This window comes from Streptomyces sp. NPDC001514, from assembly GCF_053597075.1.
The window spans coordinates 1-15,067 of record NZ_JBSFHO010000065.1 but is presented as its reverse complement, the minus strand read 5'-3'; the positions used below and the strand labels follow the sequence as shown (position 1 = coordinate 15,067).

Genomic DNA, 15,067 nt, shown 5'->3' with positions numbered 1-15,067 from the left:
GGGTCCCACAGCACCGACTCGAACTTCTTCGCGTCGAAGTTCTTCTGGTTGTTGCCCGAGCCGGCGATCAGCAGGACCTTGCCGGCGTCGCGGCGCGGGCGGAGGGCAGTGCCACGGTCATGGCCGCAGCCGTCATGCCGAGTACTGCTCGGCGGCTTTGAAGGGTCACATGTCAAGGTGACGTGGTACGGGCAGCGGCCTTTTCGTTTTTGATCGACGTGATACCGAGATGTGACCGAAGCGGGGCATGGATGGATGGGGACCACCAGGGGTCCGTGGGCGGGTACTTCGAGGTCGGGACCGGCGAGCCCGGACCCGGACACCTTCCCCTCGCCCGCCTGTACGCGGGAGACCTCACGCCGCTGACCGCCCGTGTCGACCGGGTCGCGGCCCGGCTGCGCACGCCCGAGCGCCGGGTCGCAGCCTCCATCGCCCACCTGGGGCTCGCGGCAAGGCTCTGGTCCACGGCGCTGGGCCCGGCCGCACTGTACGGCGAGTTCCCCGACCCGGCGGCCGCGGGCCTGTACTGGGATCCGGCCCTCACCGCGCCCGACGACCTGTGCCGGCCCCGGGCCCGGGCCCTGCCCGGCACCGTGGAGGCCATCCGCGAGGCCGTCCAGTACGGCCATCTCGTACCGCTCGCCGACGCCGTCCGCCGCGACGTACGCATCTCGCCCCGACTGCTGTGGGGCAACGCCGGCTCGGCACTCGCCGGGGCGCTGCGCGAACTGAACCGCTGGGCGCGAACCCATGACCGCCCCGAGGCCGGCAGGCGCGCCGCGGAACTCACCGCCGGGCTGCTGGCCCATCCCGATCTGTCCGGCACCCTGCGCGGACCGGCGCTGCGCAGAACCACATGCTGCCTCTACTACCGCGTTCCCGGCGGCGGGCTCTGCGGCGACTGCGTCTTCGACCGCCCGCCGTCCGAGCCCGCCCGGCGTCCGAGGGCCTGACGTGCGGCGGCACGCCACTTCAGCCCGGGGGCCTTCGAGGACGGGCAGACCGGTCATCCACACGACGGCGGTCATCCACATGCGGCAGCGACACCACGCGCCGAATCGGTACGCGCCCGCAGTCTTCCGCACCGGCCGCATCTGAGTGACCATCAACGTATGAGGGTGGGACTGCTCACACGCGAGTATCCGCCGGATGTCTACGGCGGCGCCGGAGTCCATGTGGAGTTCCTCGCCCGGGAGTTACGGGCCCTGACCGACCTGGACGTGCACGCCTGGGGCGAGGGCGCGGACGCCGGCGGTGTCGTGCGGCACACCGAACTGGCCGGGCTCGACGGCGCCAACGATGCGCTGCGCACCTTCTCCGTCGATCTGTCGATGGCCGCCGCGCTGGCGGGCCGTGAACTGGTCCACTCCCACACCTGGTACGCGAACCTCGCCGGCCACCTGGCCAAGCTGCTGTACGGCATCCCGCACATCGTCACCGCCCACTCACTGGAGCCGCTGCGCCCCTGGAAGGCCGAGCAACTCGGCGGTGGCTACGCCCTGTCCGGGTGGGCCGAGCGGACCGCGATCGAGGCAGCGGACGCCGTCATCGCCGTCTCGCACGGCATGCGTGCCGACATCCTGGACTGCTATCCCGCCCTCGACCCCGCCAGGGTCCATGTCGTGCACAACGGCATCGACACCGGCCTCTACCACCCCGATCCCGGCACGGACGTGCTTCGGCGCGTTGGCATCGACCCCGGCCGCCCGTTCGTCCTCTTCGTCGGCCGCATCACCCGCCAGAAGGGTGTCCCGCATCTGCTGCGCGCCGCCCGCGCCCTCGACCCGGGAGCCCAGCTCGTCCTGTGCGCCGGGGCGCCCGACACCCCGGAGATCGGCGCCGAGTTCCGTGAACTCGTCGAGGAGCTCGGGCGGGCGCGCGACGGGGTGCACTGGATCCCCGAGATGCTGCCCCGCGCAGATGTGGTCCAACTCCTCGGCCATGCCGCCGTGTTCGTCTGTCCCTCCGTGTACGAGCCGCTCGGCATCGTCAACCTGGAGGCCATGGCCTGCGGCACGGCGGTCGTCGCGTCGGCCGTCGGCGGCATCCCCGAGGTCGTCGACGACGGGGTGACCGGGCTGCTCGTACCGTACGACTCCCGGCATCCCCACGACTTCGAGTCGGGGCTCACCGAAGCACTCAACCGGGTGCTCGACGACCCCGCCACCGCACGGCGGATGGGCGCGGCGGGGCGCGAGCGTGCGGTCCGCGAGTTCGGCTGGGACCAGGTGGCCCGGCGTACGTACGACGTGTACGAGGAGACGCTCAAGGCGAGCTGACGGCGCGAGCCGGCGGCGTGAGGGGGCGCGATGCGCGGTGGACCTTCGGTGCTCGGAATCGTCCTGGCGGGCGGCGAGGGCAAACGGCTGATGCCGCTCACCGCCGACCGGGCGAAACCCGCGGTCACCTTCGGCGGTACGTACCGGCTCGTCGACTTCGTCCTGTCCAACCTGGTCAACGGGGACATCCTGCGGATCTGCGTACTGACCCAGTACAAGTCGCACTCCCTCGACCGCCATGTCACCACCACCTGGCGGATGTCCAGCCTCCTCGGCAACTATGTGACCCCCGTGCCCGCCCAGCAGCGGCTCGGCCCGCGCTGGTACCTCGGCAGCGCCGACGCGATCCTGCAGTCCCTCAACCTCGTCCACGACGAACAGCCCGACTACATCGCGGTGTTCGGCGCCGATCACGTCTACCGCATGGATCCGCGCCACATGCTGAAGCAGCATGTCGAGAGCGGCGCGGGCGTCACCGTCGCCGGGATCAGGGTGCCGCGCGCCGATGCCTCGTCGTTCGGGGTCATCAGCCCGGCATCGGACGGCACCCGTGTGGACCGCTTCCTGGAGAAGCCCGCCGACCCGCCCGGGCTTCCCGGCGACCCCGGCCGGGTGTTCGCCTCGATGGGCAACTACGTCTTCACCACCAAGGTGCTGATCGACGCGCTCCACCGAGACGCCGAGGACCCGCACTCGGTGCACGACATGGGCGGCTCGATCCTGCCGATGCTCACCGAGCGCGGGGTGGCCCAGCTCTACGACTTCGACAGCAACCATGTGCCGGGGGAGAGCCCCGCCGAGCACGGCTACTGGCGTGACGTCGGCACCCTCGACTCGTACTACGAAGCCCACCTGGATCTCCTCGCGGATCAGCCCGTCTTCAGCCTCGAGAACCGCCGGTGGCCCATCTACACGCACCCGGGACAGCTGCCGCCCGCGCGCTTCTGTGCGGGCGGGATCGCGAGCGAGTCGGTCGTCAGCCCCGGCTGCGTGATCCGCGGCCAGGTCACGCGCTCCGTCCTCTCGCCCGGTGTGACCGTCGAGCCGGGCGCCGTCGTCCAGGGCTCGGTCCTGCACGACAACGTCCGCGTCGGACGCGGGGCCGTGGTGCGCGGCGCCGTCCTCGACAAGAACGTGGACGTCCCGCCCGGCGCGACGATCGGGGTCAACCCCGAGCGGGACCAGGAGCTGTACACGGTGTCGAAGGGCGGGGTGATCGCCCTCGGAAAGGGGCAGCCGGTGCTGTGACCCGTGGCGCTCCTAGGCCCTGTCCGGCCGATCTTGCCGGGCTCGCGTGCCCTGGTGCCGCACCTCGCTGCGTTGTCGTCGGTCACCGACGCTCCGCGTCGATTTCCTCCTCCGCCTTGCGATGTACGGCACCAGACCCCGCTCACTGATCCGGCCTGATCGACCGGACAGGACCTAGGAGGCCCCGGCCGCCGTCGCCGTCGCTGCGCCGGCGGTCACCGGGATGAGCACTGCGGTGATGTTGTCGTCGCCGCCGGCGTCGAGGGCGTGCCCGACCAGCCTTCGCGCATCCCCCAGCAGCCCGCCGCCGACCGCCGGTGCGCGCCTGCCACGGGTAACCATGGCGCGTAGCGCATCGGCGCCGGGCAGACAGCGCCACAGCCCGTCGGTGCACAGCAGCAGACGGCCGGGGCCCGGTGGCCGGTAGCTTCGGACGCTCGGTTGCGGATCGCCGGCATCCGCTCCCAGCCAGGCTGCGAGGACGTCGAGCTCGCCCGTGTCGTCCTCGGTCAGCGCCATGCCCGGCCCTTCGTCGGGCAGCCAGTACGCACGGCTGTCGCCGACCCAGGCGCTCCAGATGCCCTCCGGGCCCGCGATGCCCGCGACATACGTGCAGGCCGGCGCCGCGTCCACCGACGCCGCCAGGGCGGAGACCGCACGGCCGGCGCGGACGGCGGCGTCGACCAGCGCGATCTCCGGCAGCACACCCGCCCGCAGCTGCGCCGCCAGGGCTGCCGTGCCGGCCTCGGCCGCGACCTGAGCGGCCCGCTCGGCCCGGGGGGACATGGACACCCCGTCGCAGACGACACCGACCGTCCACACGCCGGTCCTCGTCAGGGCCATGGCATCCGCGTTGATGCCGCGCCGCTTGCCGCGGTCGCTGACTCCCGCCGCACCGTCGTCCGACGTGATCTCCACATGCGCGCGGAAACCCGGCTGCGCCCCACCGCAATCCCAGCAATGGCCATCGGGGGCGACCGTTCCGCCGCACAGGACGCAGCCTGTCATCTCGGTCATCGGTATCGGATCTTGTCATGCTCCGGCGGCCCACGGGAGCCGCACGCAAGGGGACGATTTCAAGGGGACGATTTGGCGTCAGGTCACCCGACTGACGTAAAGTTCCGCTTTTGGAAACTTCACGCAACACAGCGAACGGAACGGCAGCGGCGATGACGGTGACACAGGACGGCCCCGGCCAGGAGTGCGGGCCGGACCAGGAGTACGGGCCGGGCATCGACCCGGAGCGCCTGGCCGTCTGCCTGAGCGTGCTCGAGGAGCTCGACGAACTCGAGGTCGACCACCCCGACGCGATCACGGTCCGCCGGGCCACCGCCGGGGTCTACCGGACCGTGAAGCAGCGCCGCCGCCAGGAGCGCCGGGCCGCCAAGACCGCCCACGACAAGGCGGTCACCGAGGCCACGGCCACCGGCTCGGCCGAGCGCATCGACGACGAGACGCAGGGGCTGCTGCCGTCCTCGTCCGTGGCCGGCGAGATCGCGGGCATACTCCAGCGCCCCCGGTCCTGCTACATCTGCAAGACCCGGTACATCGAGGTCGACGCCTTCTACCACCAGCTCTGCCAGAAGTGCGCCGCCGAGAACCGGGCCCGTCGCGACGCCCGCACCGATCTCACCGGCCGGCGTGCCCTGCTCACCGGCGGCCGGGCCAAGATCGGTATGTACATCGCGCTGCGGCTCCTGCGTGACGGTGCCCACACCACGATCACCACGCGCTTCCCGAACGACGCGATCCGCCGCTTCAAGGCGATGCCGGACAGCGACGAGTGGATCCACCGCCTCAAGATCGTCGGCATCGATCTGCGTGACCCCGCTCAGGTCGTCGCGCTCGCCGACTCGGTCGCCGCCGAGGGCCCGCTCGACATCCTGATCAACAACGCCGCGCAGACCGTGCGCCGCTCCCCGCAGGCGTACAGCGAGCTCGTCGCCGCCGAGGGGGCCCCGCTGCCCGCGGGCGAGCTGCCCGCCGCCCAGGTGATCGGCACCTTCGGCAGCGGCAGCGTGGACCGGGTCGCCGCGCTGCCCACCGCCCGCTCCGAGTCAGACGCGCTGACCGCCCAGGACGTGACCGAACTGGCGCTGGTCTCCGGCTCGGCCTCGCTCGCCCGCATCGAGGCGGGCACCGCCATCGACGCCGGCGGACTCGTCCCCGATCTGCACGACACCAACAGCTGGATCCAGACCGTCTCCGAGGTCGACCCGGTCGAGCTGCTCGAAGTGCAGCTCTGCAACTCCACCGCACCGTTCATCCTGATCAGCCGGCTGCGTCCGGCGATGGCCGCATCCGCGGCGAAGCGCAAGTACGTCGTGAACGTCTCCGCCATGGAGGGCGTCTTCAGCCGCGGCTACAAGGGCGCGGGCCACCCGCACACCAACATGGCCAAGGCTGCGCTGAACATGCTGACCCGCACCAGCGCCCAGGAGATGTTCGAGGCCGACGGCATCCTGATGACCGCCGTCGACACCGGCTGGATCACCGACGAGCGCCCGCACCCGGACAAGGTCCGGCTCGCGGCCGAGGGCTTCCACGCTCCGCTCGACCTCGTCGACGGCGCCGCCCGCGTCTACGACCCGATCGTGCGCGGCGAGTACGGCGAGGATCTCTACGGCTGCTTCCTCAAGGACTACGCACCGGCGAACTGGTAACCCGTTCGGCCGTAACCCCCGGGCGCACAGGGCCGTCCGGGGGTTTTCTGTACCCGATGGATCGTCATTTCTGGGTGTTTTCCTGTACAGAAACACCTGATGTGACGTTCCCCATCGAGCGCAGGGGCGCTCATTTGGTTAGGCTGGTGTCCAACGGACGGCCACCAAGGGCCCACGAAACCCCTCGGTCGTCCTGGGACCAGGCCCACAACCACGGCCGCGATCCCGCCTGGAAACGGCGCCACCGCGACCGAATTGCCCTTGTCCCCCTGTTACGCGACGCAGAGGAGTGCGCGGTGACAACTGAAGTGACGAAGCAGAACCAGCGACCGGCGGAACGCAGCGAACGGGCCGGCAGGCCCGACGAGCTCGGCAGCCTTGAGGTCTGGGCCAGGTCCGCACCCATCCGGCTCGCCGGATACGAGGACGACCTCGAGGAACCGCACATCCTGCCCGGCGTCGACTGACCCGGTCGTTGGATGACGTACCCCCTGGCCTGGGACGGGTCAGGGGGTACGAGGCTGTTTACATCCTTTTTGCGCACTGTTTACACCCGTTCGGCAGGGATGTCCGTCGTGCTCAGCCGGCTCGGTGGCAGGAAGTCCCGCAGATAACGCCGCTGCCACCAGGCGCCCGTGGCCCGCAGCTGCCGCCAGCTCGTGAACTCGTAGTGGTAGAGCCGCGCGCGGACGTACACCGGCGGTGCGCCGGGGAACGGGTTGCGCCGCAGCAGCTTCAGCGTGTCGCGGTCGTTGTCGAGCAGCCGTTCGACGAAGGCGCCGAACCATGGACGGGCGTACGCGGGGGAGAGCGCCGCGAACCACATCAGCCAGTCGAGGCGCAGATGGTACGGGGCGAACTGGCGGGGCAACCGTCGGATGTCGCCCGGTTTGCCGTGGAACTCGTACTCCCGCCAGACGGTGCCGGGGCGCAGCACCCGTTCGTCCGTGCCCTCCACGACGACCTCGAACCGCACCCGCCCGACAGTGCCGAACGCCCCGTACGTGTTGACCAGGTGCAACGGGTCGAAGGAGCGGTTCATCGCCTGGCGCCGGGAGAGCAGATTGCGGACCGGGTGGTAGCTGAGGACCAGCACCATGACGGTCACGGCGATCACGACGATCTCGTACCAGAGCGGCGGAGCCGGGAGCGGATGCGGGCCGGTGACCAGGGAACCGTCGATGGCGGACAGCGCCAGCGCGATCGTCACCCAGTTCAGCCAGGCGAAGTTGCCGGACAGAACGAGCCACAACTGGGTCAGCACGATCATTCCGGCGGCCGCGCTCGCGATCGGCTGCGGGGTGAACAGGAGCACCGGGACCACCAGTTGGGTGACGTGGTTGGCCGCGGCCTCGACCCGGTGGAGCGGCCCCGGCAGATGGTGGAAGAACCAGCTCAGCGGGCCCGGCATGGGCTGCGTCTCATGGTGGAAGTAGAGGCAGGTCAGCCTCCGCCAGCACTCGTCGCCGCGGATCTTGATCAGACCCGCGCCGAACTCCACCCGGAACAGCAGCCAGCGCAGCAACCACAGCACCAGCACCGGCGGCGCGGCGCGTTCGTTCCCGAGGAAGATCGCGAGGAATCCCGCCTCCAGCAGCAGTGACTCCCAGCCGAAGGCGTACCAGGTCTGCCCCACGTTGACGATCGACAGATACAGCGCCCACAGCACGGCCCACCACAGCATCGCGGTCCACAGCGGCAGCTGATCGGCCGCCCCGCCCACCAGCCCCGCCGACAGCACCGCCCCGGCCCAGGCGCAGCACGCGAAGAACCGGTCCGAGTAGTGGAGTTGGAAGACGCTCGGCGCCCGCCGCATCGGCACGAGACGTAGGTAATCGGGCACCGGGAGCATGCCGCGGGCCCCGATCAGCGCCCGGAACTGGAGGGCGGCCCCCAGGAAACCGACGAGGTAGATGGCGGCCAGCGCCCGCTGGAAGACGAGCCTGCTCAGCCAGTAGTCGGGTGCCGTGAACCACTCCATCGCGGACCTCCGGTACCTCCAGTATCGGCCTGCGCCGCGATCCGCCGCAGTACGGCGCCGAGCCTGCGGGCGTACAGGCGCTGCAGCGGCGGTACGAGGGGTCCGGCGAGCCGCGTGTACCAGCTGTCCGGCCTGCTGAAGGCCATCACGGTGAACCAGACGGAACCGTCGTCCCCGAGCTCCACGACGAAGGACTCCTCCCCGCACTCCGGATGGCCTGCGCGGGTGCCGTACGCGAATCCGGTGCGGTGCGCCTCGTACTCCGTCCAGATCACCTGGCAAGGCGCCCGGAACCGGAGCGGCCCGACGCCCAGGGAGATCTCGACGGCCGCTCCCGGCTCGGCGTGCGGCGAGGAGGCCCGTACCCGGGCGCCCGACGCGCGGTGCATGCGCCAGGTGGTGACCGCGCTGCCGGCAGCCTCGAAGACGCCGCGACCGCGGCCGATGCGGGTGCGGTGGTGGAGGTGGTGGTAGCCCTCCGGGAGGGGGCCGAGGCGGGTGGCTCCGATCTCGCGGTAGCTGAGCCCGTCGGTGGTGTTCATGCGGTGGTCTCCTTCAGTCGGTGCCAGGCCAGCACGGAGCAGAGTGCGAAGCCCAGCGCGTTGCCGAGACCATGGGTCGCGGCCATCCAGGTGAGGTTCGGGTGCGGCAGGCCGGTGGCCTCGCCCACCGCCCAGCTCAGTGCGAGGAGCATCGTCGCCACCAGAACGGCCGCAGACACCGCGAGAAGTCCGCGCGTCAGCCGTTCGGCGCTGCCACTGCGCACGTCCCGCCAGGTCAGCAGGGCGACGGCCCACATGCCGGCGGTCAGGACGAGCGCCCCGGCCAGTTCTGCCCAGTCGTCGACGAAATACCCGCCGAGGACGAGCAGTGTGCCGAGCGGGACACTGAGCGCCGCGAAACGCCCCGCCGGCCCGTCCGCGGCCCGGCACACCAGCCCCGCCACCAGCGCGGCGGCGAAGCCCGCGAAGTGGAAGTGCGGCACGGTCAGCGCCAGGATCTCCAGGTCGAAGCCGAAGAGCCGGTGCCCGGAGCGTTCGGCCACCAGGGCGACTCCCGCCACCGCGGGAGTGACCAGGGCGGTCAGTGTGGCGATCTCGGCGGGCGCGAGCGAGCCGGTGCGCCGCAGCCGGCCCGGGGCGTGCAGGGCGAGCGCGACGGTGGCGAGTGCATACACCGAGGCCAGGGCCGTGGCGACGGGCCCGCGCGGCAGCCAGAGTGCCACCGCGCCGGGCACCGCCAGCAGCGGCCACAGTCGGCGCAGCAGTGCCGGCTCCGGGGCCCCGATCAGGCGGAGGCCCGCCGGGACGATCACCAGCATGCCCAGCATCACGATTGCGCCGACCAGGGCGTTCATGCCCCCACCCCCCTGCTTGAACGTGTTCAATTCCTATCTCTGGAGTCTAGGGTTTTCGTTGAACGCGTTCAAGTCGCGGAACGGGTCGGAATACGGCATGAACAAGAGTGATCACTCCGGGTCAACACACAACAGGCGGGAGATGGCGGGTCATGTTCGTGCGCTCACCGATGAATCGCCGGCACGCCGGGCTCGCCGCGCTGTCGGCCGGCCTGACGGCCGCGGCACTGGTCACAGGCTGCAGCAGTCTGACGAATTCGGGCCAGGCCGGCGCGGCTGCCAGGCAGCAGGTCCATCTGCAGGCGGCCTTGGAGCGAGGCCCCGATCCCTTCACCCCGTCGACGGCCACCGTCATGGGGGCGGGCGGGAAACTCCCCGTGCCGCGGGCCTCCGCGTCGGCCGGATCCGGGCCCGCCTTCCGGTCGATCCGCACCGTGCTGGGTTCCACGCCCGGCCTCTACGGCGGGATGAAGTCGGTCGCGAGCTGCGACGTCGAGCAGCAGATCCGCTTCCTCATGGCCGACGGCAACAAGGGCCGCGCCTTCGCGCACGGCGCAGGCGTCAGCCAGGAGGACATCCCGGCGTTCCTGCGCGGGCTCACCCCTGTGGTCCTGCGCGCCGACGCCCGGGTCACGGGGCACAGCTACCGCGAAGGCGCTGCCCAACGCTTCCAGGCGGTCCTCCAGGGCGGTACGGCCGTCCTGGTCGACGAGCAGGGCTCGCCCAGGGTCCGCTGTGCCTCCGGCAGTCCGGTGGCCTCGCCGGTGGTCGACTCTGCCGAGCCCGAGGAGCAGGGCAAGGCCTGGCCCGGCTATGACCGCGGGCGGGTCGTGGTCATCACCCGCTCCGCCCAGATGATCGACAGCCTCATCATCGCCGACATCGCGAGCAACTCCTGGCTGGCGCGGAAGAGTGGCACCGACGGCGAGGCGGACCGCGCACCGGAGGTGCCGCCGACGTACGATCCCGGACTCCATGTGACCGAGGTGCCCGAGCCCCAGTCGGCGGGCCCGTACCCGCTGAGCCCGAATCCGTCGAGTTCCACCGCAGCGAGCCCGAACGCGCAGAACCCGAATGCGCAGAACCCGAATGCGCAGAACCCGAACGGGTCGAGCCCCGGCGCAGCGGCCCCCAAGCAGGGTGTGCCGACGGTCCCCGACGCGAACGGTTCCGGTGGCTCCGGTGGTGCTCCCGAGCCCGCGCCCGTTCCCGACGGCTCCCTCGGCGACGACCAGGCGACGCTTCCGGGCGGCGGGAACACGTACGAGGAGTTCGACACCGAGAGCGGCTCCGTGGACGGCTCGGCCGGGTCCGACGACGACATCCTCTTCGGCCCGGGTGACGCCCCCGGCGGGGGGCAGGGCGGCGGTCAGGCCGGCAGTCCGAGCAGCGGCCGGGGCGGCGGGTCCGGCGTGCCCGTTCCTGACGCCACCGGGCCCGACCGTGCGCGGAATGCCGTGCCGGCGCCCGCCGGCGGCGGTGACGCCCCCCGGAGCTGAGCGGGCGGTCGAGCCGGCGGTCGAGCCGGCGGGCGGGCGGGCGGGTGGGGGACCACCCGTTCGCTCGTAAAATCGGACAAATGATGGCAGAGTGTCACCATGGTTGATCGGGCAGCGGGTGCCGTGTCGCTTCCCGACGACTGGCCCGCCCACCCGGATCTGAGCCTGGCCCTCAACCACATGGGCAGCTTCGACTGGGATCTCGACAGCGGGCTGATGCACTTGGACCAGGCCGCCCTCGACGTGCTCGACGTGACGGCGGCGGAGTACGACGGGCGCCCCGACAGTCTGACCGCCCGGGTCCCGCCCAGCGAAGCGACCCGGCTGGACGGTCTGGTTTCCCAGGCCCTGAAGAGCGGCGCCGACACCTACGGTGCGTACTTCCGGATCCGCTGTCGCGACGGCACTCTGCGCTGGACCCACACCCAGGGCTCGGTCCAGCGCGACCACGCCGGCCGCCCCTACCGCATCATCGGCATCGTCCGCGACGCGACCCAGGAGCTCGCCGAGTCCAGCGCGCGCGTCGAGCTCGACGCGGAGCGCCGCCGGCAGACCAGCGTCGTCGAGAGCACCATGGCCGCGCTCGCCCACGCCAGGACCGTCAAGGACGTCATCGACGTGCTGAAGGACTCCCACGGACTCGAGCACCTCGGTGCCACCAGCCTCGTCATGGGCCTGCTGGAGTCAGGCAGGATCCACCTGGTCGCCGAAGGCCCCGAAGGCTCGTTCGTACCCGGCACGCGTTACACCAGGGTCGATGAGCAGTACCCGATGAGCGAGGTCATCCGCACCCTCGCACCGCGCTTCATCGAGTCCAAGGAGGACTTCGCGGGCTCGTACCCGAGGCTGTGGCCGCACATCAGCGGACTGGGTATCACCTCCGCCGCGTATATGCCGCTCATCGCCCAGGCCCGCCCCATCGGCGCGCTCGGGCTGCTCTACCGCGACAAGACCGGATTCACCACCGAGGAGCGCAATCTGCTGGTCGCGCTCGGCAGCAGCATCGCGCAGAGTCTCCAGCGTGCCGTCCTCTTCGAGCAGGACCACGACCTCGCCGAGGGGCTGCAGCAGGCCATGCTGCCGCGCCGGATCCCGTCCGTGCCCGGCGCGCAGATCGCGGTCCGCTACCGCTCGGCGCGCCTCGGCCGTGACATTGGTGGCGACTGGTACGACGTCATCCCGCTGCCCGGCGGACGCGTCGGCGCGGTCATCGGCGACGTCCAAGGCCACGACACGCACGCCGCCGCGGTGATGGGCCAGCTGCGCATCGTGCTGCGCGCTTACGCCGCCGAGGGCCACACGCCGGCGACGGTCATGGCCCGCGCCTCCGTCTTCCTGCACGAGCTCGACACGGAACGCTTCGCCACCTGCATCTACGCGGAGACTGATCTGACCACCGGCGTGGTGCAGATGGTGCGGGCCGGACATGTCGATCCGCTGCTGTACGACAACGAGGGCCATTGCCGCCGCGTTCCGGTCAACGGCGGGTTGCCGCTCGGGCTCTCCGCCGAGTTCGGGCGGCTCGAATACCCCGTCGCCACCGTCGAACTCGACCCCGGGCAGACCCTGCTGCTCTACACCGACGGGCTCGTCGAACAGCCGGGCGCCGACCTCGACGAGGGCATGCAGTTGCTCACCGCCACGATCCGCAGCGGCCCGGACAACCTCCAACTGCTTGCCGACCGACTCTGCGAGGAGGTCGACGAACGGGGAGGCCAGGACGATGTGGCGCTCCTGCTGCTGCGCCGCCACGGCGCGTACGCCCCGCAGGCCGGCGGCAGGCTGCAGCAGCACGTCGCCCAGAACGACCCGGAGGCGCTGAGCTCCGCCCGGCACATGATCCGGGCGGCTGTGCGGGCGTGGGGCGCGGGGGAGCGGTCCGACGAGATCGAGCTGGCCGCCGACGAGCTGATCACCAACGCCCTGATGCACACGGACGGCGGCGCGATCGTGACCGCACGGGTGCTGTCGGGACCGGAGCGGCGGCTGCGGATCGAGGTCGAGGACTCGTCCAGCGCGCTGCCGCGCCGCCGGGAAGCGGGGGAGTCCGGGGTCTCGGGCCGGGGGCTGATGCTCGTGGACCGGCTGGCGGACGTCTGGGGTGTGGAGTCGCGCGGCAGCGGCAAATGTGTGTGGTGCGAGTTCATCGTCCCGGCCCGCTTCCCTGACCGCTCGGCAACCTGACCAATACCGAATGGTAACCGTATGTAACGTTACTGTACTTGACCGTAACCGATCGCAAGCGATTGACTGCGTAGACCGTAGTCCTGTGTTCCGCACTTCCTGACTTCCCGTACGTCCTGCGTTTCCTGTGTTCCGGCCTTCTAGGACATGAGGACCCCCTTGAGCGCTGAGCCCCTGGCACCCCTTGATCTGGCTTTCTGGCATCTCGAGACCGCCGAGCACCCGATGCACCTCGGCGCGCTTGCCTTCTTCGCCCAGCCCCCGGGCGGCGAGCGCGGCAGCGAGGAGATCCTCGAGCTGCTCGCCACCCGCGCCGCCGCGATCCCCCGGCTGCGGATGCGGGTGCGGGACGTCCTGCTGCCCGTCGGCGGGGCGGCCTGGGCCGTCGACAAGGACTTCGACGTGCGCCGGCACGTCCGCCAGGTGCGGCTCCCGGCCGGGGACTTCGCCGAGGCCGCGACCCGGCTCGCCGGGGAACTGATGGAGCGTCCGTTGGAGCGCGGGCTGCCGCCGTGGGAGATGTACCTGCTCACGGGCGGTGCCGGCGACCCGTTCGGTGTGCTCGTCAAACTGCACCATGCACTCGCCGACGGGATGCGCGCCGTCGCCATCGGCGCCGGCATCTTCGACGAGATCGCCGGCACCCGCGCGCCGCGCGGCCGCAGGAACGGCCGGAAACCCCGCAGCGTGGCGCCCCGCTCCTGGCTGCCGGGACCCTGGCAGGTCGCCGGGATGGCCCGCGGCCGGATCGAGGACCTCGGCCGGGCCGTCGGCGTCGGCGCCTCGCTCCTCGGTGCGTCGCTCGCCCGCGCCGGCCGGCTCGACCCGCGCGGCACTGCCGCGCTCAGCGCCACTTCCAGCGGCACGCGCCGGCTCGCCACGTCCGTCCTGTCCCTGGACGATGTCCAGCAGGTGCGCAGGGCCGTCGGAGGGACCGCGAACGATGTGCTCCTCGCGACCGTCGCCGGAGCGCTCCGCCGCTGGATGACCGAACGGGGCGATGTGCTGCCGCTCAGCGATCCCAGCGCCTTCGTCCCGGTGTCGCGGCGCCGTCCCGGCAGCGCGCCAGGCTCCGGCAACAGGCTCTCGGCGTATCTGCTGGCCCTGCCCGTCACCGAGCCCGACCCCTGGGCCCGGCTCTACGCGGTCCGCACCGGCATGGACCGCAACAAAGCGGCGGGCCCGCTGCGCGGCGCCGGCGCGGTCGCGGTCCTCGCCGACCAACTGCCGCCGCTGGCCCACCGCTTCGGTGCGCCGCTGGCCGGGAACGCCGCCCGGATGCTCTTCGACGTGCTCGTGACGAGCGTGCCGCTGCCGCGGTCCGCGCTCTCGCTCGGGGGCTGCCCCCTGCGCGAGGTGTTTCCGATGGCGCCGCTCGCCCGCGGCCAGTCGCTGGCCGTCGCGATGTCGACGTACGGGGGGCATGTGCACGTCGGCCTCGTGGCCGACGGCAAGGCCCTCCCGGACGTCGACCGGCTTGCGGCGAGCATGGAGGACGAGCTCGCGGGGCTGCTGGCGCTGATCCGCTAGGGCGAGCCTTTCCCCACCCCGCCCCGTTCCCGAACCGGGGGCCGGCCCCCAGACCCCCGCCGGGGCTCTGCCCCGGACCCCGGGCGGGGATTTCGCCCCAGGCCCTGTTTCGGGGGCTCTGCCCCCAGACCCCGCCCGGACCCCGCCCGGGGGCTCTGCCCCGGGGTCCCGATTTGGGGCTCCGCCACCCGGGTCCCGTGTCGGGGCTTCGTCCCGGACCCCGTCGGGGCCGGCCCTAGGTGTATTGACCCGCAGCGTTGTTGACGCGGCTGATCGGAGGTTGCCCTCCGATTGCGGTGTGGCAGCGGTGGTGGTTGTAGGTGTGG

The 15,067-nt window shown here is 71.5% G+C and carries 12 protein-coding genes; 8 read left to right on the top strand and 4 right to left on the bottom strand.

Features of this window, described 5'->3' with window-relative positions:
* The first annotated feature begins 251 nt into the window (after nucleotides 1-251).
* The 3 genes from ACWCXB_RS35975 to glgC all read left to right on the top strand — a co-directional run bounded on the left by ACWCXB_RS35975 (nucleotide 252) and on the right by glgC (nucleotide 3,527).
* On the top strand, nucleotides 252-953 hold the full coding sequence (locus tag ACWCXB_RS35975; protein WP_450728614.1) for a (2Fe-2S)-binding protein: 702 nt from the start codon (nucleotides 252-254) through the stop codon (nucleotides 951-953).
* 159 nt (nucleotides 954-1,112) lie between these two features.
* Complete coding sequence (gene glgA / locus ACWCXB_RS35970) at nucleotides 1,113-2,279, top strand: glycogen synthase (RefSeq protein WP_450728612.1); 1,167 nt, start codon at nucleotides 1,113-1,115, stop codon at nucleotides 2,277-2,279.
* A 30-nt stretch (nucleotides 2,280-2,309) separates the two neighbouring features.
* Nucleotides 2,310-3,527 (top strand): glucose-1-phosphate adenylyltransferase, encoded by a 1,218-nt coding sequence (glgC, locus tag ACWCXB_RS35965; RefSeq protein WP_450728610.1) that lies wholly within the window; start codon nucleotides 2,310-2,312, stop codon nucleotides 3,525-3,527.
* A 174-nt stretch (nucleotides 3,528-3,701) separates the two neighbouring features.
* Here the strand turns inward: glgC and ACWCXB_RS35960 are convergent, their stop codons facing one another.
* Entirely contained in the window at nucleotides 3,702-4,544 is an 843-nt protein-coding gene (locus ACWCXB_RS35960; RefSeq protein ID WP_450728608.1) for a PP2C family protein-serine/threonine phosphatase, read from the bottom strand.
* A 152-nt stretch (nucleotides 4,545-4,696) separates the two neighbouring features.
* Here ACWCXB_RS35960 and ACWCXB_RS35955 point away from each other — a divergent pair, with 152 nt between their 5' ends.
* On the top strand, nucleotides 4,697-6,190 hold the full coding sequence (locus tag ACWCXB_RS35955) for an SDR family NAD(P)-dependent oxidoreductase (protein WP_450728606.1): 1,494 nt from the start codon (nucleotides 4,697-4,699) through the stop codon (nucleotides 6,188-6,190).
* Nucleotides 6,191-6,486: 296 nt separating this feature from the next.
* On the top strand, nucleotides 6,487-6,657 hold the full coding sequence (locus ACWCXB_RS35950; protein ID WP_450728604.1) for a hypothetical protein: 171 nt from the start codon (nucleotides 6,487-6,489) through the stop codon (nucleotides 6,655-6,657).
* An 80-nt stretch (nucleotides 6,658-6,737) separates the two neighbouring features.
* On the opposite strand, the gene ACWCXB_RS35945 is transcribed toward ACWCXB_RS35950, so the two are convergent.
* From ACWCXB_RS35945 to ACWCXB_RS35935, 3 genes are read right to left on the bottom strand one after another with little or no spacing between them, the layout of a single operon-like run.
* Complete coding sequence (locus ACWCXB_RS35945) at nucleotides 6,738-8,171, bottom strand: lipase maturation factor family protein (RefSeq protein ID WP_450728602.1); 1,434 nt, start codon at nucleotides 8,169-8,171, stop codon at nucleotides 6,738-6,740.
* A complete protein-coding gene (locus ACWCXB_RS35940) occupies nucleotides 8,138-8,713 on the bottom strand; it encodes a DUF1990 family protein (RefSeq protein ID WP_450728600.1) in 576 nt (191 codons plus the stop codon). Before ACWCXB_RS35940 ends, ACWCXB_RS35945 begins: the two co-directional genes overlap by 34 nt.
* Nucleotides 8,710-9,528 (bottom strand): YndJ family protein, encoded by an 819-nt coding sequence (locus tag ACWCXB_RS35935; RefSeq protein WP_450728598.1) that lies wholly within the window; start codon nucleotides 9,526-9,528, stop codon nucleotides 8,710-8,712. The genes ACWCXB_RS35940 and ACWCXB_RS35935 overlap by 4 nt, the downstream gene beginning before the upstream one ends.
* 170 nt (nucleotides 9,529-9,698) lie before the next feature.
* Here ACWCXB_RS35935 and ACWCXB_RS35930 point away from each other — a divergent pair, with 170 nt between their 5' ends.
* The 3 genes from ACWCXB_RS35930 (at nucleotide 9,699) to ACWCXB_RS35920 (ending at nucleotide 14,741) form a co-directional block, all read left to right on the top strand.
* Nucleotides 9,699-11,027, top strand: a complete 1,329-nt coding sequence (locus ACWCXB_RS35930; RefSeq protein ID WP_450728596.1) for a DUF6777 domain-containing protein — start codon at nucleotides 9,699-9,701, stop codon at nucleotides 11,025-11,027.
* Nucleotides 11,028-11,126: 99 nt separating this feature from the next.
* Entirely contained in the window at nucleotides 11,127-13,211 is a 2,085-nt protein-coding gene (locus ACWCXB_RS35925; protein ID WP_450728594.1) for a SpoIIE family protein phosphatase, read from the top strand.
* 159 nt (nucleotides 13,212-13,370) lie between these two features.
* The gene (locus tag ACWCXB_RS35920; RefSeq protein WP_450728592.1) at nucleotides 13,371-14,741 is read left to right on the top strand and encodes a wax ester/triacylglycerol synthase family O-acyltransferase; all 1,371 of its coding nucleotides are present in this window, start codon (nucleotides 13,371-13,373) and stop codon (nucleotides 14,739-14,741) included.
* Nucleotides 14,742-15,067: the final 326 nt, after the last annotated feature.

What these genes read in the sequence shown, in the direction of transcription:
- ACWCXB_RS35930 (WP_450728596.1), top strand. Translation starts at nt 9,699, where the DNA reads ATGAATCGCCGGCACGCCGGGCTCGCCGCGCTGTCGGCCGGCCTGACG.
- ACWCXB_RS35975 (WP_450728614.1), top strand. Translation starts at nt 252, where the DNA reads ATGGATGGGGACCACCAGGGGTCCGTGGGCGGGTACTTCGAGGTCGGG.
- ACWCXB_RS35940 (WP_450728600.1), bottom strand. Translation starts at nt 8,713, where the DNA reads ATGAACACCACCGACGGGCTCAGCTACCGCGAGATCGGAGCCACCCGC.
- ACWCXB_RS35935 (WP_450728598.1), bottom strand. Translation starts at nt 9,528, where the DNA reads ATGAACGCCCTGGTCGGCGCAATCGTGATGCTGGGCATGCTGGTGATC.
- glgA (WP_450728612.1), top strand. Translation starts at nt 1,113, where the DNA reads ATGAGGGTGGGACTGCTCACACGCGAGTATCCGCCGGATGTCTACGGC.
- ACWCXB_RS35925 (WP_450728594.1), top strand. Translation starts at nt 11,127, where the DNA reads ATGGTTGATCGGGCAGCGGGTGCCGTGTCGCTTCCCGACGACTGGCCC.
- ACWCXB_RS35955 (WP_450728606.1), top strand. Translation starts at nt 4,697, where the DNA reads ATGACGGTGACACAGGACGGCCCCGGCCAGGAGTGCGGGCCGGACCAG.
- ACWCXB_RS35945 (WP_450728602.1), bottom strand. Translation starts at nt 8,171, where the DNA reads ATGGAGTGGTTCACGGCACCCGACTACTGGCTGAGCAGGCTCGTCTTC.
- glgC (WP_450728610.1), top strand. Translation starts at nt 2,310, where the DNA reads ATGCGCGGTGGACCTTCGGTGCTCGGAATCGTCCTGGCGGGCGGCGAG.
- ACWCXB_RS35960 (WP_450728608.1), bottom strand. Translation starts at nt 4,544, where the DNA reads ATGACCGAGATGACAGGCTGCGTCCTGTGCGGCGGAACGGTCGCCCCC.